This is a genomic window from Pseudomonas sp. P1_A1 (assembly GCF_056406935.1).
This window is the reverse complement of the sequence record NZ_JBFTZE010000015.1, coordinates 14,184-34,458: the sequence shown is the minus strand read 5'-3', so window position 1 is coordinate 34,458 and position 20,275 is coordinate 14,184. Positions and strand designations below refer to the sequence as shown.

Annotated in this window: 20 protein-coding genes; 16 read left to right on the top strand and 4 right to left on the bottom strand. The window is 59.9% G+C overall.

All coding sequences use genetic code 11. The features are described from left to right. Nucleotides 1-54 precede the first annotated feature (54 nt). On the top strand, nucleotides 55-681 hold the full coding sequence (locus AC1D2Q_RS21030; RefSeq protein ID WP_019579700.1) for a LysE family translocator: 627 nt from the start codon (nucleotides 55-57) through the stop codon (nucleotides 679-681). A gap of 180 nt (nucleotides 682-861) precedes the next feature. Here AC1D2Q_RS21030 and uraH read toward each other — a convergent pair whose 3' ends face one another. Further along, nucleotides 862-1,215 carry a hydroxyisourate hydrolase gene (uraH, locus tag AC1D2Q_RS21025; protein ID WP_028941054.1) on the bottom strand — a complete coding sequence of 118 codons (354 nt, stop codon included), beginning with the start codon at nucleotides 1,213-1,215 and terminating at the stop codon, nucleotides 862-864. A 435-nt stretch (nucleotides 1,216-1,650) separates the two neighbouring features. Between uraH and puuE the strand changes: the two genes are divergently transcribed. The 7 genes from puuE to AC1D2Q_RS20990 all read left to right on the top strand — a co-directional run bounded on the left by puuE (nucleotide 1,651) and on the right by AC1D2Q_RS20990 (nucleotide 8,990). Continuing rightward, entirely contained in the window at nucleotides 1,651-2,577 is a 927-nt protein-coding gene (gene puuE / locus AC1D2Q_RS21020) for an allantoinase PuuE (protein WP_105339712.1), read from the top strand. Further along, the gene (gene uraD, locus AC1D2Q_RS21015; protein WP_477814416.1) at nucleotides 2,574-3,089 is read left to right on the top strand and encodes a 2-oxo-4-hydroxy-4-carboxy-5-ureidoimidazoline decarboxylase; all 516 of its coding nucleotides are present in this window, start codon (nucleotides 2,574-2,576) and stop codon (nucleotides 3,087-3,089) included. The genes puuE and uraD overlap by 4 nt, the downstream gene beginning before the upstream one ends. A gap of 88 nt (nucleotides 3,090-3,177) precedes the next feature. Beyond that, nucleotides 3,178-4,173 carry an allantoicase gene (gene alc, locus AC1D2Q_RS21010; protein WP_007940834.1) on the top strand — a complete coding sequence of 332 codons (996 nt, stop codon included), beginning with the start codon at nucleotides 3,178-3,180 and terminating at the stop codon, nucleotides 4,171-4,173. A 152-nt stretch (nucleotides 4,174-4,325) separates the two neighbouring features. Continuing rightward, nucleotides 4,326-4,829 (top strand): ureidoglycolate lyase, encoded by a 504-nt coding sequence (locus AC1D2Q_RS21005; RefSeq protein WP_018925187.1) that lies wholly within the window; start codon nucleotides 4,326-4,328, stop codon nucleotides 4,827-4,829. Between the two features lie 51 nt (nucleotides 4,830-4,880). Beyond that, nucleotides 4,881-6,182: a urate hydroxylase PuuD gene (locus tag AC1D2Q_RS21000; RefSeq protein ID WP_477814415.1), complete on the top strand. Its 1,302-nt coding sequence runs from the start codon at nucleotides 4,881-4,883 to the stop codon at nucleotides 6,180-6,182. A gap of 95 nt (nucleotides 6,183-6,277) precedes the next feature. After that, the gene (locus AC1D2Q_RS20995) at nucleotides 6,278-7,636 is read left to right on the top strand and encodes a nucleobase:cation symporter-2 family protein (protein WP_477814414.1); all 1,359 of its coding nucleotides are present in this window, start codon (nucleotides 6,278-6,280) and stop codon (nucleotides 7,634-7,636) included. Between the two features lie 568 nt (nucleotides 7,637-8,204). Then, nucleotides 8,205-8,990 carry an outer membrane protein OmpK gene (locus AC1D2Q_RS20990; RefSeq protein WP_007940840.1) on the top strand — a complete coding sequence of 262 codons (786 nt, stop codon included), beginning with the start codon at nucleotides 8,205-8,207 and terminating at the stop codon, nucleotides 8,988-8,990. Nucleotides 8,991-9,077: 87 nt separating this feature from the next. Here AC1D2Q_RS20990 and AC1D2Q_RS20985 read toward each other — a convergent pair whose 3' ends face one another. Both AC1D2Q_RS20985 and AC1D2Q_RS20980 read right to left on the bottom strand, forming a co-directional pair. Beyond that, nucleotides 9,078-10,232: a patatin-like phospholipase family protein gene (locus AC1D2Q_RS20985; RefSeq protein ID WP_477814413.1), complete on the bottom strand. Its 1,155-nt coding sequence runs from the start codon at nucleotides 10,230-10,232 to the stop codon at nucleotides 9,078-9,080. 35 nt (nucleotides 10,233-10,267) lie between these two features. After that, a complete protein-coding gene (locus AC1D2Q_RS20980; protein WP_477814412.1) occupies nucleotides 10,268-11,200 on the bottom strand; it encodes a lipid A biosynthesis lauroyl acyltransferase in 933 nt (310 codons plus the stop codon). A gap of 118 nt (nucleotides 11,201-11,318) precedes the next feature. On the opposite strand from AC1D2Q_RS20980, the gene minC reads away from it, so the two are divergent. The 7 genes from minC to AC1D2Q_RS20945 all read left to right on the top strand — a co-directional run bounded on the left by minC (nucleotide 11,319) and on the right by AC1D2Q_RS20945 (nucleotide 18,133). After that, nucleotides 11,319-12,056: a septum site-determining protein MinC gene (gene minC / locus AC1D2Q_RS20975; RefSeq protein WP_026331736.1), complete on the top strand. Its 738-nt coding sequence runs from the start codon at nucleotides 11,319-11,321 to the stop codon at nucleotides 12,054-12,056. A gap of 201 nt (nucleotides 12,057-12,257) precedes the next feature. Beyond that, nucleotides 12,258-13,070 carry a septum site-determining protein MinD gene (minD, locus tag AC1D2Q_RS20970; RefSeq protein WP_007940844.1) on the top strand — a complete coding sequence of 271 codons (813 nt, stop codon included), beginning with the start codon at nucleotides 12,258-12,260 and terminating at the stop codon, nucleotides 13,068-13,070. Further along, on the top strand, nucleotides 13,070-13,324 hold the full coding sequence (gene minE / locus AC1D2Q_RS20965; protein ID WP_007940845.1) for a cell division topological specificity factor MinE: 255 nt from the start codon (nucleotides 13,070-13,072) through the stop codon (nucleotides 13,322-13,324). Before minD ends, minE begins: the two co-directional genes overlap by 1 nt. Nucleotides 13,325-13,415: 91 nt before the next feature. Further along, nucleotides 13,416-14,051, top strand: coding sequence for an RluA family pseudouridine synthase (locus AC1D2Q_RS20960; RefSeq protein ID WP_018925180.1), 636 nt, complete (start codon nucleotides 13,416-13,418; stop codon nucleotides 14,049-14,051). A gap of 239 nt (nucleotides 14,052-14,290) precedes the next feature. Then, complete coding sequence (locus AC1D2Q_RS20955) at nucleotides 14,291-15,580, top strand: M18 family aminopeptidase (RefSeq protein ID WP_019579692.1); 1,290 nt, start codon at nucleotides 14,291-14,293, stop codon at nucleotides 15,578-15,580. Nucleotides 15,581-15,725: 145 nt separating this feature from the next. Continuing rightward, nucleotides 15,726-15,902 (top strand): hypothetical protein, encoded by a 177-nt coding sequence (locus tag AC1D2Q_RS20950; RefSeq protein ID WP_008005668.1) that lies wholly within the window; start codon nucleotides 15,726-15,728, stop codon nucleotides 15,900-15,902. 77 nt (nucleotides 15,903-15,979) lie between these two features. Next, nucleotides 15,980-18,133 (top strand): mechanosensitive ion channel family protein, encoded by a 2,154-nt coding sequence (locus AC1D2Q_RS20945; RefSeq protein ID WP_477814411.1) that lies wholly within the window; start codon nucleotides 15,980-15,982, stop codon nucleotides 18,131-18,133. 7 nt (nucleotides 18,134-18,140) lie between these two features. Here the strand turns inward: AC1D2Q_RS20945 and AC1D2Q_RS20940 are convergent, their stop codons facing one another. Continuing rightward, the gene (locus AC1D2Q_RS20940; protein WP_007940851.1) at nucleotides 18,141-18,854 is read right to left on the bottom strand and encodes a UTRA domain-containing protein; all 714 of its coding nucleotides are present in this window, start codon (nucleotides 18,852-18,854) and stop codon (nucleotides 18,141-18,143) included. A 351-nt stretch (nucleotides 18,855-19,205) separates the two neighbouring features. On the opposite strand from AC1D2Q_RS20940, the gene AC1D2Q_RS20935 reads away from it, so the two are divergent. Beyond that, the gene (locus tag AC1D2Q_RS20935; protein ID WP_477814410.1) at nucleotides 19,206-20,273 is read left to right on the top strand and encodes an ABC transporter substrate-binding protein; all 1,068 of its coding nucleotides are present in this window, start codon (nucleotides 19,206-19,208) and stop codon (nucleotides 20,271-20,273) included. Nucleotides 20,274-20,275: the final 2 nt, after the last annotated feature.

Sequence of the window (20,275 nt, the reverse complement as noted above, 5' to 3'; positions counted from 1 at the left end):
TTCAAACCAGCCTCACCCCGTCGGGTGGGGCTTTTGTGCATAGGGAGGAAAGTGATGAGTCTGGAAACCTGGCTGCTGTTCAGCGGCGCTGCGCTGGTGGTGATCCTGATACCGGGGCCACTGTCTTTGCTGATGATCAGCAACAGTCTGAATTACGGTTTGCGCCGTTCTTACCCGGCGTTTCTCGGAGGCGTGTTTGCCTCGATCTGCCTGCTCAGCGCTTCGGCGCTCGGCTTGGGCGCATTGCTGCTGGCGTCGGAACAGCTGTTCAGCGCCCTGAAAATCGTCGGCGCGCTGTATCTGTTCTACCTCGCTTGGCAGAGCTGGCAGCAATCACGCCAACCCTCCCAGGGCGCCGAAGTGCCCCAGGCTGCGCCGGTGCCACGCTTTCGTGCACTGTTCGGGCGCGCGTTCATGCTCGGCGCCAGCAACCCGAAAGACATTTTGTTCTTTGCCGCGTTCCTGCCGCAGTTTTTGAGTGCCGAACAACCGTTCCTGCCGCAGTTGCTGGTGATGATTGCCACCTGGACCGTGCTGGATCTGCTGTGCAAGCTGGCTTATGGGCTGGGGGCTCATGGCGCGGCGCGGTATCTGCGCAGTGGCAAGGGGCAGAGCTGGTTTAACCGGGTCAGTGCCGGGTTGTTCAGCGGTGCGGGCGCGGCCTCATTGTTGAGCCGCTAAGGGCAAAAGATCGCAGCCTCGTTGCACTCGACAGCTCCTACAGGGGGAATGCGTTTCCATGTAGGAGCTGCCGAAGGCTGCGATCTTTTGACTTTCCACCAGGCAAAAAAAGCCCGCAGTGTGAGCGGGCAAAAGACCAAAGAAGCTATATGCGCAGGATTTTTTGGGGGGGGAAAAGTCCTAGCTTCCTCTATAGGTCGAATAGCTATACGGCGAAATCAGCAACGGCACATGGTAGTGATCCTGTTCGGCAGAGATACCGAACCGCAGCACCACCACATCCAGAAACGCAGGCTCCGGCAGCTGAACGCCACGGGCACGGTAGTAATCGCCCGCGTGAAACTGAAGCTGATAGACCCCGGTACGGTAGTCATCGCCTTGCAGCAACGGAGCATCGACCCGGCCGTCGCTGTTGGTGAGCACCGTGGCGACCAGTTCCAGCTGCGAACCTTCAACGCGGTACAGCTCGACCTTGATCGAACTGCCGGGGCAACCGTGTGCAGCGTCCAAAACGTGTGTAGTCAAACGTCCCATTGATTCTGCGCGCCTGCCTGCGTGGAGCAGTCAGGCCTCGCGCCTCCCGAAGTCAGTTGAAAAGGAGACCGCACCGTTTCGGAGCACGAAAAGTTGCGGCGAGCGACTGATTAAGACATTTTTCAAAAAAATTGTACACAATAAAAACGACATTTTTACCACCGTCCACGTCATTCAGGGTTTGCCAGCAAATCTTGCGTCGAACCATAAGATCAGTGGACCTTCCATCCATTAGCTGACCACTTGGGCAGGTTTCTTGCAGTATCCTTCAAAGAGGACGGTCAGTGAAAAAGGCAAAAAATCAGGCTTACAAAGTGAATATAAAGTTGTATACAATCAACCCATCGCTGTGACGCCAGCCTGCCCTCTCATCGCCAGGCCGCCACACACACCCTGACTTTGACCAAGTCGACACGAACAAGAAGGAAGACTGCAGTGAGCGCTGACTACCCACGCGACCTGATCGGTTACGGCAGTAACCCTCCTCACCCACACTGGCCGGGCAATGCCCGCATCGCCCTGTCCTTCGTGCTCAACTACGAGGAAGGTGGCGAGCGCAATATCCTTCACGGCGACAAAGAGTCCGAAGCCTTCCTCTCGGAAATGGTCTCGGCGCAGCCGCTGCAAGGCGAGCGCAACATGAGCATGGAATCCCTTTACGAGTATGGCAGCCGTGCCGGCGTCTGGCGGATTCTGAAACTGTTCAAGGCCTTCGACATTCCGCTGACCATCTTCGCCGTGGCCATGGCCGCCCAGCGTCACCCGGACGTGATCCGCGCGATGGTCGAGGCCGGCCACGAGATCTGCAGCCACGGCTATCGCTGGATCGACTACCAGTACATGGACGAAGCGCAGGAACGCGAGCACATGCTCGAAGCGATCCGCATCCTCACCGAGATCACCGGCGAGCGCCCGCTGGGCTGGTACACCGGCCGCACCGGCCCGAACACCCGCCGGCTGGTGATGGAAGAAGGCGGTTTCCTCTATGACTGCGACACCTACGATGACGACCTGCCCTACTGGGAACCGAACAACCCGACCGGCAAGCCACACCTGGTGATTCCGTACACCCTGGACACCAACGACATGCGCTTCACCCAGGTCCAGGGTTTCAACAAGGGCGACGACTTTTTCGAATACCTGAAGGACGCCTTCGACGTGCTGTATGCCGAAGGCGCCGAGGCACCGAAGATGTTGTCGATCGGCCTGCACTGCCGGCTGATCGGCCGTCCGGCGCGCCTGGCCTCGCTCAAACGCTTTATCGAATACGCTAAAAGCCACGAACAGGTGTGGTTCAGCCGCCGCGTCGACATCGCTCGCCACTGGCAGCAAACCCATCCGTACCAAGGGGCTGCCAAATGAGACACTTCCAGACACTGAAACCCTCGACCCTGAGCCGCGACGCATTTGTCGCCGCCTTCGCCGACATCTACGAACACTCGCCATGGGTGGCCGAGAAGGCATTCGACCTGGGCCAGGACGCTTCGATCGACCAGATCGAAACCCTGCACCAGCGCATGAGCGACATCCTGTTAAGCGCCGATCACGCCAGCCAACTGGCCCTGATCAACGCGCACCCGGACCTGGCCGGCAAAGCTGCCGTCCAGGGCCAACTGACCGAAGCCAGCACCCATGAACAGGCTGGCGCCGGTATTCACCAATGCTCGAGCGATGAGTTTGAACGCTTCACCGAGCTGAACGACGCCTACAAAGCCAAGTTCAAGTTTCCCTTCATCATGGCGGTAAAAGGCAGCAACCGGCATCAGATCCTCGCAGCGTTCGAAACGCGCATTCACAACCCGGTCGACACCGAATTCAAATGCGCGCTGGCAGAGATCAACAAGATCGCGTTGTTCCGATTACTGACCCTATAGCAAGCCTGGCCCGACGTTGACGAACGCAAAAAACGCCCCGGGCCCTGCAAGCATCCCAAGCCAACTTATTTAAAGGCAGACAAGAAGAATGAAAGCTTACGCCGTACCTTTCGAGAAGTTCGTCAACCTGGCCGACGCCCGTCTGGGGACCAAAATCATCTCGGTCACCGATGACTGGTTCGCAGACGCCAACCGTTTGTTCCAGCCGACCCCGGCCGTGTGGAAGGAGGGCGTGTTCGATGACAACGGCAAGTGGATGGACGGCTGGGAGTCGCGCCGCAAGCGCTTCGAAGGCTACGACAGCGCGGTGATCCGCCTGGGCGTACCGGGTTCGATCAAAGGCGTGGACATCGACACTTCATTCTTCACCGGCAACTACCCGCCATCGGCCTCCCTGGAAGCCTGCTTCCTGGCCTCGGGCGAGCCGGACGAGAACACCCAGTGGACTGAAGTGCTGTCGGCCGTCGAGCTGCAAGGCAACAGCCACCACTACCACGAAATCAACAATGACCAGGCGTTCAGCCACCTGCGCTTCAACATCTACCCGGATGGCGGCGTGGCCCGTCTGCGCGTATACGGCATCCCGTTCCGCGACTGGTCGGCCGTTGGCGACAACGAACAAGTCGACCTGGCTGCAGCCCTGAACGGCGGTCGCGCCCTCGCCTGCTCCGACGAACACTTCGGCCGCATGAGCAATATCCTCAACCCGGGCCGTGGCATCAACATGGGCGATGGCTGGGAAACCGCACGTCGTCGTACCCCGGGCAATGACTGGGTGATCGTCGCGCTGGGCCATGCCGGTGAAGTCGAGAAAGTCATCGTCGACACCCTGCACTTCAAGGGCAACTACCCGGACAGTTGCTCGATCCAGGGCGCATTCGTGAAGGGCGGCACCGACAGCCAGATCGAAACCCAATCGCTGTTCTGGCGCGAACTGCTGCCAAGCCAGAAGCTGGAAATGCACGCCGAACACACCTTCGCCGAGCAGATCAAGGCGCTGGGCCCGATCACCCACATCCGCCTGAACGTGTTCCCGGATGGTGGTGTGAGCCGCCTGCGCGTTCTCGGCAAGGTCGCTAAATAACGACCGAACGCCAACCCCTGTAGGAGCTGGCGAAGCCTGCGATCTTTTGATCTTCAAAAGCAAAAGATCGCAGCCTGCGGCAGCTCCTACAGGGATCGCGCAAGACGCGCGAGCGATGTGAACCGAAAACGAATTTGGAAAAGAAGACCAGCATGCGCACATTGACGATTGAACCGCTGACCAAAGAAGCCTTCGCCCCTTTCGGTGACGTGATCGAAACCGACGGCAGCGATCACTTCATGATCAACAACGGTTCGACCATGCGCTTCCACAAACTGGCGACGGTGGAAACCGCCACGCCAGAGGACAAGGCGATCATCAGCATCTTCCGCGCCGACGCGCAGGACATGCCGCTGACGGTACGCATGCTGGAGCGCCATCCGCTGGGCAGTCAGGCGTTCATTCCGCTGCTCGGCAACCCCTTTCTGATCGTGGTCGCGCCACTTGGCGATGCACCTGTATCAGGCTTGGTCCGCGCCTTCGTCACCAACGGCAGGCAGGGCATTAATTACCATCGCGGCGTCTGGCACCACCCGGTGCTGACGATCGAAAAGCGGGATGACTTCCTGGTGGTTGATCGCAGTGGCACAGGCAATAACTGCGATGAGCATTTTTTCCAAGAGGATGAGTGTTTGATCCTCGCCCCCCACCAATAAGAGAAGGTCTGATCACTCGACAACAAGGGTGACAGGCGAGAGGTAAAGACTGTGGAAGCACATCTGTTGGAATGGCTGAACCTGAGCGTGCGCTGGGTTCACATGATCACTGGCGTGGCCTGGATCGGCGCGTCGTTCTATTTCGTCTGGCTGGAAAACAACCTCAATCGGGTCAACCCGAAAAATGGCCTGGCGGGCGATTTGTGGGCGATCCATGGCGGCGGTATCTACCACCTGGAAAAATACAAACTGGCTCCGCCGACCATGCCGGACAACCTGCACTGGTTCAAATGGGAAGCCTATTTCACCTGGCTGTCGGGGATCGCGCTGCTGTGCGTGGTGTTCTACTCCAACCCGACGCTGTACCTGCTGGCTCCAGGCAGCACCCTGAGCGGCCCTGAAGGCGTGGCCATCGGCCTCGGCTCGCTGTTCATCGGCTGGTTCGTCTACTCCTTCCTCTGCGACTCGGCACTGGGCAAACGCCCTGCCCTGCTGGGCGTAATTCTGTTCGTGCTGATCATCGGCGCCGCCTACGGCTTCAGCAAAGTGTTCAGCGGTCGTGGTGCGTACCTGCACGTCGGCGCGATCATCGGCACCATCATGGTCGGCAACGTGTTCCGCATCATCATGCCGGCCCAGCGCGCCCTGGTGGCGGCGATCGCCGAAAACCGCACGCCCGACCCGGCGCTGCCGGCCAAAGGTTTGCTGCGTTCACGGCACAACAACTACTTCACCTTGCCGGTGCTGTTCATCATGATCAGCAACCACTTCCCGAGCACGTACGGCAGCCAGTACAACTGGCTGATCCTGGCCGGGATCGCGGTGCTGGCGGTGTTGGTGCGTCACTACTTCAACACCCGTCACGACAGCCACAAATTCGCCTGGACCCTGCCCGTTGCGGCGGTCGGCATGATTTGCCTGGCCTACGTGACCGGCCCGGCGCCGATGTCCAGCGCACCTGAAGTGGCCAAGGCACCAGGGACCATCGAGTACCAGCCGCTGCCGGAAACCGCCCTGGGCGGTGATGCCAAACCCGAAGCGGCGAAACCTGATGCGCCTGCCGCTGCACCGGCCCAAGCCTCGAATCAGGGCCCGACGTTCGACAAGGTTCACAGCGTCATTCAGGAGCGTTGCGCGGTCTGTCACTCGGCCAAACCCACCAGCCCGCTGTTCAGTGCCGCACCGGCCGGCGTGATGTTCGACACGCCAGAACAGATCCGCCAAAACGCTGCGCGCATCCAGGCTCAAGCCGTCACCAGCCAGATCATGCCACTGGGCAACATCACCCAGATGACCCAGCAGGAACGTGACCTGATCGGCGCGTGGATTGTTCAGGGAGCTCCGACCAAGTAATGGAGATAGGGCTTGTGTGGCGAGGGAGCAAGCTCCCTCGCCACAGGTCCCCCTGATACAAAAATCACAAGAATAAAAAAGATCCGAGGTGTTGCATGTCCGAGCTATCCGAAGCGCGCATCCCCGACGCACCCGCCATTCAACGTTTACCCCTTGTGCAACTGATTCTGGTCGGCCTGCAACACGTTCTGCTGATGTACGGCGGCGCCATTGCAGTGCCGCTGATCATCGGGCAGGCCGCCGGCCTGAGCCGTGAAGAAATCGCCTTCCTGATCAACGCCGACCTGCTGGTGGCCGGCATCGCCACCATCGTCCAGTCGCTGGGCATCGGCCCGATGGGCATTCGCATGCCGGTGATGATGGGTGCCAGTTTCGCCGCGGTCGGCAGCATGGTGGCCATGGCCGGGATGACCGGCATCGGTCTGCAAGGGATTTTCGGCGCGACCATCGCCGCCGGTTTCTTCGGCATGCTCATCGCGCCCTTCATGTCCAAAGTCGTGCGCTTCTTCCCGCCGCTAGTGACCGGTACCGTCATCACCTCGATCGGTTTGTCGCTGTTTCCCGTGGCCGTGAACTGGGCCGGTGGCGGTGCTGGCGCAGCTCAATTCGGTTCGCCTGTTTACCTGGCCATCGCCGCACTGGTGTTGGCCACCATTCTGCTGGTCCATCGCTTCATGCGCGGTTTCTGGGTCAATATTTCGGTGCTGATCGGCATGTGCCTGGGTTATGTGATTTGCGGCGTGATCGGCATGGTCGACCTCAGCGGGATGGACCAGGCGCCGTGGCTGCAAATCGTCACCCCGCTGCATTTCGGCATGCCGAAATTCGAGCTCGCACCGATTCTGTCCATGTGCCTGGTGGTGGTAATCATCTTCGTCGAGTCCACCGGGATGTTCCTCGCGCTGGGCAAAATCACCGGCCAGGACGTCACGCCGCGGATGCTGCGTCGTGGCTTGCTGTGCGATGCCGGTGCTTCGTTTTTCGCCGGTTTCTTCAACACCTTCACCCACTCCTCATTCGCTCAGAACATCGGCCTGGTACAAATGACCGGCGTACGTTGCCGCTCGGTGACCATCGTCGCCGGTGGCTTACTGATCGTGCTGAGCCTGCTGCCGAAAGCCGCGTTCCTGGTGGCGTCGATTCCACCAGCGGTACTGGGCGGCGCGGCGATTGCGATGTTCGGCATGGTCGCCGCCACCGGGATCAAGATTCTTCAGGAAGCCGACATCGGTGACCGGCGCAACCAGTTGCTGGTGGCGGTGAGCATCGGCATGGGGCTGATCCCGGTGGTGCGCCCGGAATTCTTCGCCCACCTGCCAATGTGGATGAGCCCGATCACCCACAGCGGCATCGCCATGGCCACGCTTAGCGCCCTGGCATTGAACCTGTTGTTCAACATCCTCGGCGGTCACGAACGCGCAGCCGTCAACGACTGCCACGCCCACACGCACTAATCGAACCTGTGAAGGCGCTCCCCGTGGCGAGGGGGCTTGCCCCCGCTCGGCTGCGAAGCAGTCGCAAAACCTGCCGACAAGGCATGGCTGGGGAAATACCGGGGCCGCTTCGCGACCCAACGGGGGCAAGCCCCCTCGCCACAAAACAATAAAAACAAGAGGGAGCAACAGATGATTCGTACCCAGACAAGTCTGTCGTTCAGCAATGCCCCACACCTGTCGCCAGTGCTCTGTTGCGGGGCACTTGAGACCTGGCCAAGGAGTCAGTATTCTCCGCGGCCGCCCGAATCCGGTCTAAAAAAAAGCCCGGATTTAATTCCTGACCAGAAAGCCAACTTACCCCGGTTCTGGACAGTACCAAGGCTTCCCGAAAAGACGCTCGATCGACTGTTTTAGAACAGCCGAACGGGCATTTTTTGGCTTTTTGAAAGCCTTGGCTCAGCTCTTGCTAACAGCACCAAAGCTGACCGAATGGATGATTTTTTTACAGCAGCAAGAAAAGGCGCCACACCAGAGCGCCGACCTTAGAAAAATAACGTGGAACCACCTACTTTTTGGGAGCAACCGAATGAAACGTACGTGCACCAGCCTGATGCTCGCGGGATCCTTGCTGGCCGGGGGCCAGGCCATGGCCGGCGACTTGCTGCAATGGCAGAACAACAGCCTGACCTACCTCTATGGCAAGGACTTCCAGGTCAACCCGCGCATTCAGCAAACCGTCACTTTCGAGCACGCCGATGCATGGAAATACGGCGACAACTTCGTGTTCGTCGACAAGATTTTCTACAACGGCAAGGACGACCCCGGCGTCGGTTCGAACACCTACTACGGCGAAATCAGCCCACGCTTGTCGTTTGGCAAGATCTTCGACCAGAAACTGGAGTTCGGTCCGGTCAAGGACGTGCTGCTGGCCATGACGTACGAGTTCGGTGAAGGCGATACCGAGTCTTACCTGATCGGTCCTGGTTTCGACCTGGCGATTCCTGGCTTCGACTACTTCCAGCTGAACTTCTACCAGCGTCACACCGAAGGCAGCCGCCCGGGTGACAACGTCTGGCAGATCACCCCGGTCTGGTCCTACACCATTCCGGTGGGCGATTCGAACATCCTGATCGATGGCTTCATGGACTGGGTGGTCGACAACGACCAGAACAGCAAAGGCACCTACCACGCCAACCTGCACTTCAACCCGCAGATCAAATACGACTTGGGCAAAGCGTTGAACATTGGCGAGAAGCAGTTGTATGTGGGTGTCGAGTACGACTATTGGTCGGACAAGTACGGGATCAAGGACAGCCAGTACTTCAAAACTGATCAGAGCAACACGAGCTTCCTGGTGAAGTTCCACTTCTGATTTAAAGTCAAAAGATCACAGGCTTCGCCAGCTCCTACGGACGTGCGCATCCGGGGTAGGAGCTGCCGCAGGCTGCGATCTTTTGCTTTATGACAACCCCAGAAACCGGCACAACTCATCGCGCTTGGCCAACGCATCGCGCCGCCCCAGGTCAATCAATTCGCTGCAATACCCCGCCTCGAACAGCAGATAACTCAGCACTCCCGCCCCGCTGGTCTTGGTCGCCCCCGGCCCGCGCAAAAACAGGCGCAAGGCCGCCGGCAGTTCCTGGCGATGCCGCGCTGCAATCTCATCGATCGGCTGACTCGGCGAAATCACCAGTACTTCCACCGGGGCCGCCCCCAATGCACGACTTGACATGCTGTCGGGCAGCAGATGGCTGAACTGGTTCAGACGCTGCAACAACTCGATGTCACTTTCCAGGCTGTCAATGAACGTACTGTTGAGCAGGTGCCCACCGACTTGCGCCAGGGTCGGCTGCTGACCGGTGTAGGCACGTTGCAGCGGCTGTTGCGGATCGATCCCGCGCGGGTTGCCGCTGACGCCCACCACCAGCACGCGACTGGCACCCAGGTGCAGGGCCGGGCTGATCGGTGCCGATTGACGCACCGCGCCATCGCCGAAATATTCTTCGCCGATTTTTACCGGTGCGAATAGCAATGGAATCGCGGAACTGGCGAGCAGATGGTCGACAGTCAGTTGGGTCGGCACGCCGACTCGCCGATGGCGCAACCAGGATTCGATGGTGCCGCCGCCCTGATAAAACGTGACAGCCTGGCCGGACTCGTAGCCGAACGCTGTAACCGCTACGGCCCGCAATTGCTTTTGCGCAATCGCTTCGGCGATCCCGGGCATGTGCAGTTTGTGATTGAGCAAGCGGCGCAGCGGCGAACTGTTAAGCAGGGCCACCGGCACCGGCGAGCCAATGCCCATCAGGTTGTGACTGACAAAACGGGTGGCCTGATGAATCACCCCCGGCCAATCGCTGCGTAATACCAGATGGCTGCGAAAACCTTGCCAGAAGGCTGTCAGACGCTCAATCGCGCCACGAAAATCCATCGCCCCACTGGCCAGGCTGACCGCATTGATCGCACCGGCCGAGGTGCCGACGATCACCGGAAACGGATTCGCCGCCCCCAGCGGCAGCAGCTCGGCAATCGCCGCCAGCACGCCTACTTGATAGGCCGCGCGAGCCCCACCGCCGGAAAGAATCAACCCTGTAACGGGTTCAGCAGGACTCATTGCAACACTCCATGGTGCTTAAAGGGATCGGTGACTCAACCGCGTTTGGCGTACAGTTTCGGCTCGCCCGGTGGGCGGCTCTTGAAGCGGCGATGCGCCCAAAGGTATTGCTCCGGACATTCGCGCAACGCACCTTCCACCCATTGGTTGATCCGAATGCAATCGGCCTCTTCCGTCTCGCCGGGAAAGCCTTCGAGCGGGGCATGAATCACCAGTCGATAACCGCTGCCGTCAGCCAGGCGCTCCTGGGTGAACGGCACCACCAGCGCCTTGCCCAAGCGTGCGAATTTGCTGGTGGCGGTGACAGTCGCCGCCTGAATCCCGAACAGCGGCACGAAGATACTTTGCTTGGCGCCGTAGTCCTGATCCGGTGCGTACCAGATCGCTCTCCCTGCGCGCAGCAGTTTGAGCATGCCACGCACGTCGTCGCGCTCCACCGCCAGCGAGTCGAGGTTGTGCCGCTCGCGGCCTTGGCGCTGGATGAAGTCGAACAGCGGATTCTTGTGTTCGCGGTACATGCCATCGATGGTGTGTTGCTGACCGAGCAACGCCGCGCCGATCTCCAGCGTGGTGAAGTGCACAGCCATCAGAATCACGCCCTTGCCTTGCGCCTGAGCCTGTTTCAAATGCTCCAGGCCTTCGACATGGGCCAGTTTCGCCAGACGCTTGCGCGACCACCACCAGCTCATGGCCATCTCGAAGAAGGCGATGCCGGTGGACGCGAAGTTTTGCTTGAGCAGGCGCTTGCGCTCGGCAGCGGATTTTTCAGGGAAACACAGCTCAAGATTGCGCTTGGCAATGCGCCGTCGGTCGCCGGCCACTCGGTACATCAATGCGCCCAGGGCGCGACCGATCGCCAGCAACGCCGGATACGGCAACTGCACAATCAGCCACAACAGCCCCAGGCCACACCACAGCGGCCAGAAACGCGGAGAAAGAAATGCTGTTCGAAATCGCGGGCGTTCCATTAAAGGTTCCGGAAAGTTAATGGCCGCGCATTCTACATCGTTCGACCCGGCTTGCGGCCTGCGGGCGTTCTCGTTATAAGTCTCGGCACTTTTAGTGACAAGCCGTTGTATGCCGACCATGAGCCAAACCGAACCGCTAGACCAAGATCCCGTGTTCCAGTTGAAGGGCAGCATGCTGGCCATTACGGTGCTGGAACTGGCCCGTAACGACCTCGAGAACCTTGATCGGCAACTGGCCGCCAAGGTCGCCCAGGCGCCCAACTTCTTCAGTAATGCGCCGCTGGTACTGGCCCTGGACAAACTCCCGGCCAGCGAAGGCTCGGTCGACCTGCCGGGATTGATGCGCATCTGCCGCCAGCATGGCCTGCGCACCCTGGCGATCCGTGCCAGCCGCATTGAAGACATCGCCGCCGCCATTGCGGTCGATCTGCCAGTGCTGCCGCCGTCCGGCGCGCGGGAACGCCCGCTCGACCCGCTCGAAGGCGTCGTAGCGAAGAAACCGGAAAAACCACCGGAGCCGACCATCAAACCAACAAAAATCATCACGTCGCCAGTACGTGGTGGCCAGCAGATTTATGCCCAGGGCAGCGATCTGGTGGTGATTTCATCGGTCAGCCCGGGGGCGGAACTTCTCGCCGACGGCAACATCCATGTATACGGCGCGATGCGCGGTCGTGTGCTGGCCGGCGTCAAAGGTGATACGAAAGCCAGGATTTTCTGTCAGCAAATGACCGCTGAACTGGTCTCCATCGCCGGTCACTACAAGGTTTCCGAGGACCTGCGCCGCGATCCGTTGTGGGGCGCAGGCGTACAAGTCAGCCTGTCGGGTGACGTGTTGAACATCATTCGGCTTTAACGGATACTGCCGCATTTTCCAAGCATCTCTAAAACGTAGCGAAAACGGCTCAAACGAAGTAGGAAAAAGGCTAAAAGCAGTGTTTACCGGGGGTAAGTACCGCTCAGATCCGGATTCCAGCCAAGGCTGTCCGACTGCAGTAGTTTTTCAAGAGATGTTTTTCAGGGGCTAAACGTCCTTTTTCCTTAGGGGTAAAACACCTTGGCCAAGATTCTCGTGGTTACATCCGGCAAGGGTGGTGTGGGTAAGACCACCACCAGCGCCGCTATCGGTACCGGCCTCGCTCTGCGTGGTCACAAAACAGTTATCGTCGACTTCGACGTCGGCTTGCGTAACCTCGACCTGATCATGGGTTGCGAGCGCCGCGTGGTGTATGACTTCGTCAACGTGGTGAACGGCGAAGCCAACCTGCAACAGGCCCTGATCAAAGACAAGCGCCTGGAAAACCTCTACGTGCTGGCCGCCAGTCAGACCCGCGACAAAGACGCGCTGACCCAGGAAGGCGTAGAAAAAGTCCTGATGCAGTTGAAAGAAGACTTCGAATTCGTGGTCTGCGACTCCCCGGCCGGTATCGAGAAAGGTGCCCACCTGGCGATGTACTTCGCTGATGAAGCGATCGTGGTAACCAACCCGGAAGTCTCCTCCGTACGTGACTCGGACCGCATGCTGGGCCTGTTGGCCAGCAAGTCCCGTCGCGCCGAAAACGGCGAAGACCCGATCAAGGAACACCTGCTGCTGACCCGCTACAACCCTACGCGCGTCGTCAACGGCGAAATGCTCGGCGTCGAAGACGTCAAGGAAATCCTCGCGGTGACCCTGCTGGGCGTGATTCCAGAATCGCAAGCCGTCCTCAAGGCCTCCAACCAGGGCGTACCGGTGATTCTCGACGACCAGAGCGACGCCGGCCAGGCGTACAGCGATGCTGTCGATCGTCTGTTGGGCAAGACCGTGGACCATCGTTTCCTCGATGTCGAGAAGAAGGGATTCTTCGAGCGACTTTTTGGAGGTAGGTAATGAACCTTTTTGACTTCTTTCGTGCCAACAAAAAGCCCAGTACCGCCTCGGTAGCGAAAGAGCGTCTACAGATCATCGTGGCGCATGAACGCGGCCAACGCAGTACGCCGGACTACTTGCCAGCCTTGCAGAAGGAACTGGTGGAAGTGATCCGCAAGTACGTCAATATCGGGTCCGATGACGTGCACGTCGCTCTGGAAAACCAGGGCAGCTGCTCGATTCTGGAACTCAATATCACCCTGCCCGATCGCTGAGTCGATCCGGCGGGAGCCACGGCGGCTCAGGGCCCTTCCATGACTGGAGGGGGCCTGAGTCGCCGTTGGCGTTTGTTACGAGGCTGTTTTAATGCCGTTGTCCAACATCCGCATCATCTATCAGGACGCCGCCGTACTGGTGGTGGACAAACCGACCCTGTTGCTCTCCGTTCCCGGACGGGCCGATGACAACAAGGACTGCCTGATTACGCGTCTGCAAGAAAACGGCTACCCGGAAGCGCGAATTGTCCATCGGCTGGACTGGGAAACCTCCGGCATCATTCTGCTGGCCCGTGACCCGGACACTCATCGCGAGCTGTCTCGGCAATTTCACGACCGCGAAACCGAAAAGGCCTACACCGCCCTGTGCTGGGGACAACCGGAACTGGACAGTGGCAGCATCGACTTGCCCCTGCGCTACGATCCGCCGACCAAGCCACGGCATGTGGTGGACCACGAATTCGGCAAGCACGCCCTGACCTTCTGGCGTGTACTGGAGCGTTGTGGCGACTGGTGCCGCGTCGAGCTGACGCCAATCACCGGCCGTTCTCACCAGTTGCGCGTGCACATGCTCTCCATCGGCCACCCGCTGCTGGGTGACGGGCTCTACGCCCATCCGCAAGCCCTGGCTGCCTGGCCACGCCTGTGCCTGCACGCGAGCATGCTGAGCTTCACTCATCCGCAAAGCGGCGAACGCCTGCGCTTCGAGTGCCCGGCACCGTTCTGACTGTGCCTAGGGAGCCTCTGTAGCGAGTGAGCTGTGTGGCGAGGCGGGCTGTTGTGACGAGGGAGCTTGCTCCCGCTGGAGTGCGGAGCACTTGCGCAAGCAGGATTTGCGGCCGCTGCGCCGCCGAGCGGGAGCAAGCTCCCTCGCCACATTAAATCTCACGCGCCGCCAACATCAGGCCCACCGCACTTTGCGCTTTCAATACGTTAAACTGGCGCCACTGCTGTCTGGAGCTTCTTATGCGCGAAGAGTTGAACCAAGGCCTGATCGACTTCCTCAAGGCCTCCCCTACCCCGTTCCATGCCACCGCAAGCCTTGTCCAGCGCCTGGAAGCGGCCGGTTTTGTGCGCCTCGACGAGCGCGAGCCGTGGGCCACCGAAGCCAATGGCCGTTACTACGTCACCCGTAACGACTCTTCGATCGTCGCGTTCAAAATGGGTCGTCACTCGCCCCTGCACGGCGGCATTCGCCTGGTCGGCGCGCACACCGACAGCCCGTGCCTGCGGGTCAAACCCCAGCCGGAACTGCAACGCCAGGGCTTCTGGCAATTGGGCGTCGAAGTCTATGGCGGTGCGCTGCTGGCGCCATGGTTCGACCGCGATCTGTCGTTGGCCGGCCGCGTGACCTTCCGCCGCGACGGCAAGGTCGAGAGCCAGTTGATCGACTTCAAGGCCCCCGTTGCAATCATTCCGAACCTGGCCATTCACCTCAACCGTGAAGCCAACATGGGCTGGGCAATCAATGCCCAGACCGAATTGCCGCCGATTCTCGCGCAATTCGCCGGTGACGAGCGCGTGGACTTCCGCGCCGTGCTCACCGATCAGCTGGCCCGCGAACATGGCCTGAACGCCGACGTGGTGCTCGATTACGAGCTGAGTTTCTACGACACCCAAAGCGCTGCGGTCATTGGCCTGCATGGCGATTTCATCGCGGGCGCTCGCCTGGACAACCTGTTGTCGTGCTACGCCGGCCTGCAAGCATTGCTGACGACCGAAACCGACGAAACCTGCGTGCTGGTCTGCAACGATCACGAAGAAGTCGGTTCCTGCTCGGCCTGTGGCGCGGACGGTCCGATGCTTGAGCAAACCCTGCGTCGCCTGTTGCCCGAAGGGGATGAATTCGTACGGACCATTCAGAAATCCCTGCTGGTCTCGGCCGACAACGCCCACGGCGTGCACCCGAACTACGCTGACAAGCACGACGCCAATCACGGCCCGAAACTCAACGCCGGCCCGGTAATCAAGGTCAACAGCAACCAGCGCTACGCCACCAACAGCGAAACCGCCGGGTTCTTCCGTCATTTGTGCATGGCCGAAGAAGTACCGGTGCAGAGCTTCGTGGTGCGCAGCGACATGGGCTGTGGCTCGACCATCGGCCCGATCACCGCCAGCCACCTGGGCGTGCGCACCGTGGACATCGGCCTGCCGACGTTCGCCATGCACTCGATCCGCGAGCTGTGCGGCAGTCATGACCTGGCACACCTGGTCAAAGTGCTGAGCGCGTTTTACGCCTGCCACGAGTTGCCATAGCCCTTGTGATTAAAAGGCAACTTTTGTGGCGAGGGAGCTTGCTCCCTCGCCACAATGATCTTGCGATCCATTCCTGCCACACATCACCAACGCCCGTCCGAAAGCCGCCTAGACTTGCAGTAACCCCTCCGACAAGGCTGTCACCATGATCTCGATGTCTTCGTTTCACGCCATGCTGATCCCGATTCTTTCCGGGATGATCATGCTGGCCATCGGTTTCAACTTTCGCGACAAGAACGCCGGTGTGTTCGCGATGTGGGTCGGCATGCTGATGATCCTCGCCACCGTGATCTACAAGATCCTCGCCAAACTCAACGAATAAATCCTTACGCCCGGCTCGCATTGATTTTGACGGGCTCGTACACTCGGCCGATTCGCTCATCCGAGGTTGACCGCCTAGTGTTCGCTCGTCTTTTTGCCCTGCCCTGTTTGTTCCTTGTCTGCCTGATGACGCTGCTGCCGCTGACGCCTGCCCAGGCGGCCGGCTTGCCGGGGCTGCTCAGCGGCTCGGCAAAAACCCAGCCCGAAGCGCAAGCTCCACTGGGACAGTCGCTGGACGAAGTCATCAAGTCGCTGGAAAACGATCAGCAGCGGACCAAACTGCTGGCGGACCTGAAAAAGCTGCGCGACGTCAGCAAAAAAGCCCAACCGACCACAGAAGAAGGCGTGCTGGGCCTGATCGGCGGCACCCTGGCCAGTTTCGAAAAGCAATTTTCCGGCGCCGACAGCCCCCTCACACGCTGGTCCGAAGAAGTCGACCTGGCCAAGGATGAACTGGTGGCACTCATGCTGCCGGCCAATGAATGGCTGCCAATCATTTTTGCCTTCGCCATGATTCTGATGGTCTGGAGCCTGCTGGCCGCCGCCCTGATCTGGCTCGGCCACCGGGTGCGCATGCGCTTCGGCCTCACCGAAGAACTGCCGCAACACCCCAAGGCCCTGGACATGCTGCGCTTTGCCTTGCGCAAACTCGGGCCGTGGATGATCGCCTTGGTCATGACGGTTTACATGACCTACGCCCTGCCCTCGTCATTGGGCAAAAGCCTGGCCATGGTGCTGGCTTATGCGCTGGTGGTCGGTACCTGTTTCTCGGCGATCTGCGTCATCGCGTTTTCCCTGCTCGATGGCCCGCATCGTCATCGCGCCCTGTACATCCTGCGGCATCAGGCCTTCCGCCCGTTGTGGCTGATCGGCAGTTTCGCCGCCTTCGGTGAAGCCCTGAACGACCCGCGCCTGATCGCCAGCCTCGGTGAGCATCTGGCCCATACGGCGGCGACGTTCGCCAATGTACTGGCGGCGATCTTCACAGGTTTTTTCATTCTGCGTTTCCGCCGGCCCATCGCGCACCTGATCCGCAACCAGCCGCTGTCTCGGCGCCTGACCCGCCGCGCCTTGAGCGACACGATCGAAATCCTCGGGACGTTCTGGTATCTGCCGGCGCTGGTGCTGGTGGGCATCTCACTGTTCGCCACCTTCGTCTCTGCCGGCGACACCAGCACCGCGCTGCGTCAGTCGCTGATCTGCACCGTGCTGCTGGTGTTGTGCATGGTCATCAACGGGCTGGTGCGCCGTCATTCACTCAAGCCTCAACGCGGCCCCAAGCGCCATGCGCTGTATTCGGATCGTCTGAAAAGCTTCTTCTACACCCTCGCCCATCTACTGGTATGGCTGGCGTTCATCGAACTCGGCCTGCGGGTCTGGGGCATGTCGCTGATTCGCTTCACCGAAGGCGAAGGCCATGAAGTCAGCGTCAAACTGTTCAGCCTCGGCGGCACGCTGATTTTTGCCTGGCTGATCTGGATCCTCAGCGACACCGCCGTGCATCACGCCCTCACCCACTCACGCAAAGGCCTGGCCAACGCCCGCGCGCAGACGATGATGCCGCTGATCCGCAACGTGCTGTTCGTGGCGATTTTCATCATTGCGCTGATCGTCGCGCTGGCGAACATGGGCATGAACGTCACGCCGCTGCTGGCCGGCGCCGGTGTCATCGGCCTGGCCATCGGCTTCGGCGCGCAATCGCTGGTGGCCGACTTGATCACCGGGCTGTTCATCATCATCGAAGACTCCCTGGCCATCGACGACTATGTGGACGTCGGCGGTCACTTGGGCACCGTCGAAGGCCTGACCATCCGCACCGTGCGCCTGCGGGACATCGACGGCATCGTCCACACCATTCCGTTCAGCGAAATCAAAAGCATCAAGAACTACTCCCGGGAGTTCGGCTACGCGATCTTCCGGGTGGCGGTGCCCTCGAACATGGACATCGACGAGGCAATCAAACTGATGCGCGACGTCGGCCAGAAAATGCGCACCGACCCGCTGCAACGGCGCAACATCTGGTCGCCGCTGGAAATCCAGGGGGTCGAAAGTTTCGAGTCAGGCAATGCGATTCTTCGCGCGCGCTTCAAGACTGCGCCGATCAAGCAGTGGGAAGTGTCCCGGGCGTTCAACCTGTCGCTCAAGCGGCATCTGGATGAGGCCGGACTGGATCTGGCGACACCGCGCATGAGCATTCAGGTGATCACCCCCGGTGGCGAACAATCTGCGTAGATGGGGTTCAAACCACATCCACCCCGACATGAATCGCATCATGGCGCCAAAACTCCAGGTCACAATCGATCAGCCGCTGATGCTGATCGTAGTTGACCCGGGCAATCCGCAACCCCGGGCTGCCCACCGACACCCGTAAAGCCGCCGCGGCGTCCACCGACAGCGCGGTCGGTACGATCTCGAAGCGCACCCGCCCGTAGTGCAAGTCGTAATGCCGCGCATACAGTTCGGTCATCGACTGATTCAGATCGAAATCCAGGATCCCCGGAAAATACTGCGGGTTCAGGTAGTGCTCCACATACAGCACCAATCGCCCGTCAATCCGTCGCGAGCGGCAGATCTGGATCACGCTCGACAGCGCCGGCAACTGCAGCCAGGCACACACCGCCGCCGATGCCGGTTGCAAACGCGCGGAAATCACCTCGGTGGACGGCACCCGCCCCTGGGCGCTGACCATCGCGTGAAAGTGGCTGCGCTGCATCAGGTTATAAGCCAGCCGTGGTGGCGACACGAACCAGCCGCGGCGCTCTTCGCGATAAATCTGGCCCTGGGCCTCCAACTGCAACAACGCCTCACGCACGGTAATCCGCGTAGTACCGAACAACTCACTGAGCTTGCGCTCGGCCGGCAACTTGCTCCCGGGCGCCAACAGGCCATGGTCGAGCTGTTCTTGCAGAACCTGCCCGATCGCTGTCACCGCTTTGGTTGTCTCGATGCGCATCAACGTTACCTATCTGGACTAGACCAGCACTGATTCAGGGCAGAACCGTGATTGAAACCAGGGTTCATCAACTGCCTGCAAGCCTAGGCACTGCAGATGACTGACAGATGACAAAGCCGCCGAACGGTTGCGCCAGACACCTGCAATTTTATGGCCAAGTCCCTTTCATATCAGCCCTTTAGCCATGGTCTACGCTTATCTCGCACCCCGCATATCCGAGCGCAGGAAATTCAGGCCGACCGGTCGTCGACATCAAAATGTCATCCAGGACGCCTAAATTGGCTCAGGTATTGCTGACCTAGACCAACACAACCGCAATCGCAGCGTTGAAAACGCCCAAAGGAGCTTCGGATGAAACAGTTTTTCCTGGCATCACTGTTAGGCTCGACCATTGCCCTGTGCACTGCCGCCATGGCGGCGGATAACGATCTGAAAACACTCGAAGCCGCTGCGAAAGCGGAAGGCACAGTCAACAGCGTCGGCATGCCCGATGACTGGGCCAACTGGAAAGGCACCTGGGAGGACCTGGCCAAGAAATACGGCCTGAAACACATCGACACCGACATGAGCTCGGCCCAGGAAATCGCCAAGTTCGCCGCCGAAAAAGACAACGCCACAGCCGACATCGGCGACGTCGGTGCCGCCTTCGGCCCGATCGCGGTCAAGCAAGGCGTGGTGCAACCTTACAAGCCGAGTACTTGGGCACAGGTTCCGGATTGGGCCAAGGACAAGGACGGTAACTGGGCGCTGGCCTACACCGGTTCCATCGCGTTCATCATCAATAAAAAGCTGCTGCACGGTTCCGAAGCACCGACCAAATGGGCCGACCTCAAGAGCGGCAAGTACAAAGTCTCCATCGGTGACGTGAGCACCGCAGCCCAGGCTGCCAACGGTGTACTGGCCGCCGCCCTCGCCAATGGCGGTGACGAGAAAAACATTCAGCCGGCCCTGTTGCTGTTCGCTGACATCGCCAAGCAAGGCCGCCTGTCCATGGCCAACCCGACGATCGCCACCATGGAAAAGGGTGAAATCGAAGTCGGCGTGGTCTGGGACTTCAACGGCCTGAGCTACAAGGCCAAGATGGCGAATCCGGATGACTACACCGTGCTGATTCCATCCGATGGCTCGGTGATTTCCGGCTATACCACCATCATCAACAAATACGCCAAGCACCCGAACGCCGCCAAACTGGCCCGCGAATACATCTTCAGCGACGCTGGCCAGATCAACCTGGCAAAAGGCAAYGCCCGTCCAATTCGCGCCGAGCATTTGACTCTGCCGGAAGAGGTCAAGGCCAAGCTGCTGCCTAACGAGCAGTACAAAAAAGTCACGCCGATCAAAGACGCGGATGCGTGGGAAAAGACCTCCAAGTCGCTGCCTCAGAAGTGGCAGGAAGAAGTCATCATCAATATGCCGTAATA

What these genes read in the sequence shown, in the direction of transcription:
- AC1D2Q_RS21030 (WP_019579700.1), top strand. Translation starts at nt 55, where the DNA reads ATGAGTCTGGAAACCTGGCTGCTGTTCAGCGGCGCTGCGCTGGTGGTG.
- AC1D2Q_RS20995 (WP_477814414.1), top strand. Translation starts at nt 6,278, where the DNA reads ATGTCCGAGCTATCCGAAGCGCGCATCCCCGACGCACCCGCCATTCAA.
- AC1D2Q_RS20960 (WP_018925180.1), top strand. Translation starts at nt 13,416, where the DNA reads ATGCCGTTGTCCAACATCCGCATCATCTATCAGGACGCCGCCGTACTG.
- AC1D2Q_RS20955 (WP_019579692.1), top strand. Translation starts at nt 14,291, where the DNA reads ATGCGCGAAGAGTTGAACCAAGGCCTGATCGACTTCCTCAAGGCCTCC.
- AC1D2Q_RS21005 (WP_018925187.1), top strand. Translation starts at nt 4,326, where the DNA reads ATGCGCACATTGACGATTGAACCGCTGACCAAAGAAGCCTTCGCCCCT.
- uraH (WP_028941054.1), bottom strand. Translation starts at nt 1,215, where the DNA reads ATGGGACGTTTGACTACACACGTTTTGGACGCTGCACACGGTTGCCCC.
- AC1D2Q_RS20950 (WP_008005668.1), top strand. Translation starts at nt 15,726, where the DNA reads ATGATCTCGATGTCTTCGTTTCACGCCATGCTGATCCCGATTCTTTCC.
- AC1D2Q_RS20980 (WP_477814412.1), bottom strand. Translation starts at nt 11,200, where the DNA reads ATGGAACGCCCGCGATTTCGAACAGCATTTCTTTCTCCGCGTTTCTGG.
- uraD (WP_477814416.1), top strand. Translation starts at nt 2,574, where the DNA reads ATGAGACACTTCCAGACACTGAAACCCTCGACCCTGAGCCGCGACGCA.
- alc (WP_007940834.1), top strand. Translation starts at nt 3,178, where the DNA reads ATGAAAGCTTACGCCGTACCTTTCGAGAAGTTCGTCAACCTGGCCGAC.
- minC (WP_026331736.1), top strand. Translation starts at nt 11,319, where the DNA reads ATGAGCCAAACCGAACCGCTAGACCAAGATCCCGTGTTCCAGTTGAAG.
- AC1D2Q_RS20990 (WP_007940840.1), top strand. Translation starts at nt 8,205, where the DNA reads ATGAAACGTACGTGCACCAGCCTGATGCTCGCGGGATCCTTGCTGGCC.
- minE (WP_007940845.1), top strand. Translation starts at nt 13,070, where the DNA reads ATGAACCTTTTTGACTTCTTTCGTGCCAACAAAAAGCCCAGTACCGCC.
- AC1D2Q_RS20985 (WP_477814413.1), bottom strand. Translation starts at nt 10,232, where the DNA reads ATGAGTCCTGCTGAACCCGTTACAGGGTTGATTCTTTCCGGCGGTGGG.
- AC1D2Q_RS20940 (WP_007940851.1), bottom strand. Translation starts at nt 18,854, where the DNA reads ATGCGCATCGAGACAACCAAAGCGGTGACAGCGATCGGGCAGGTTCTG.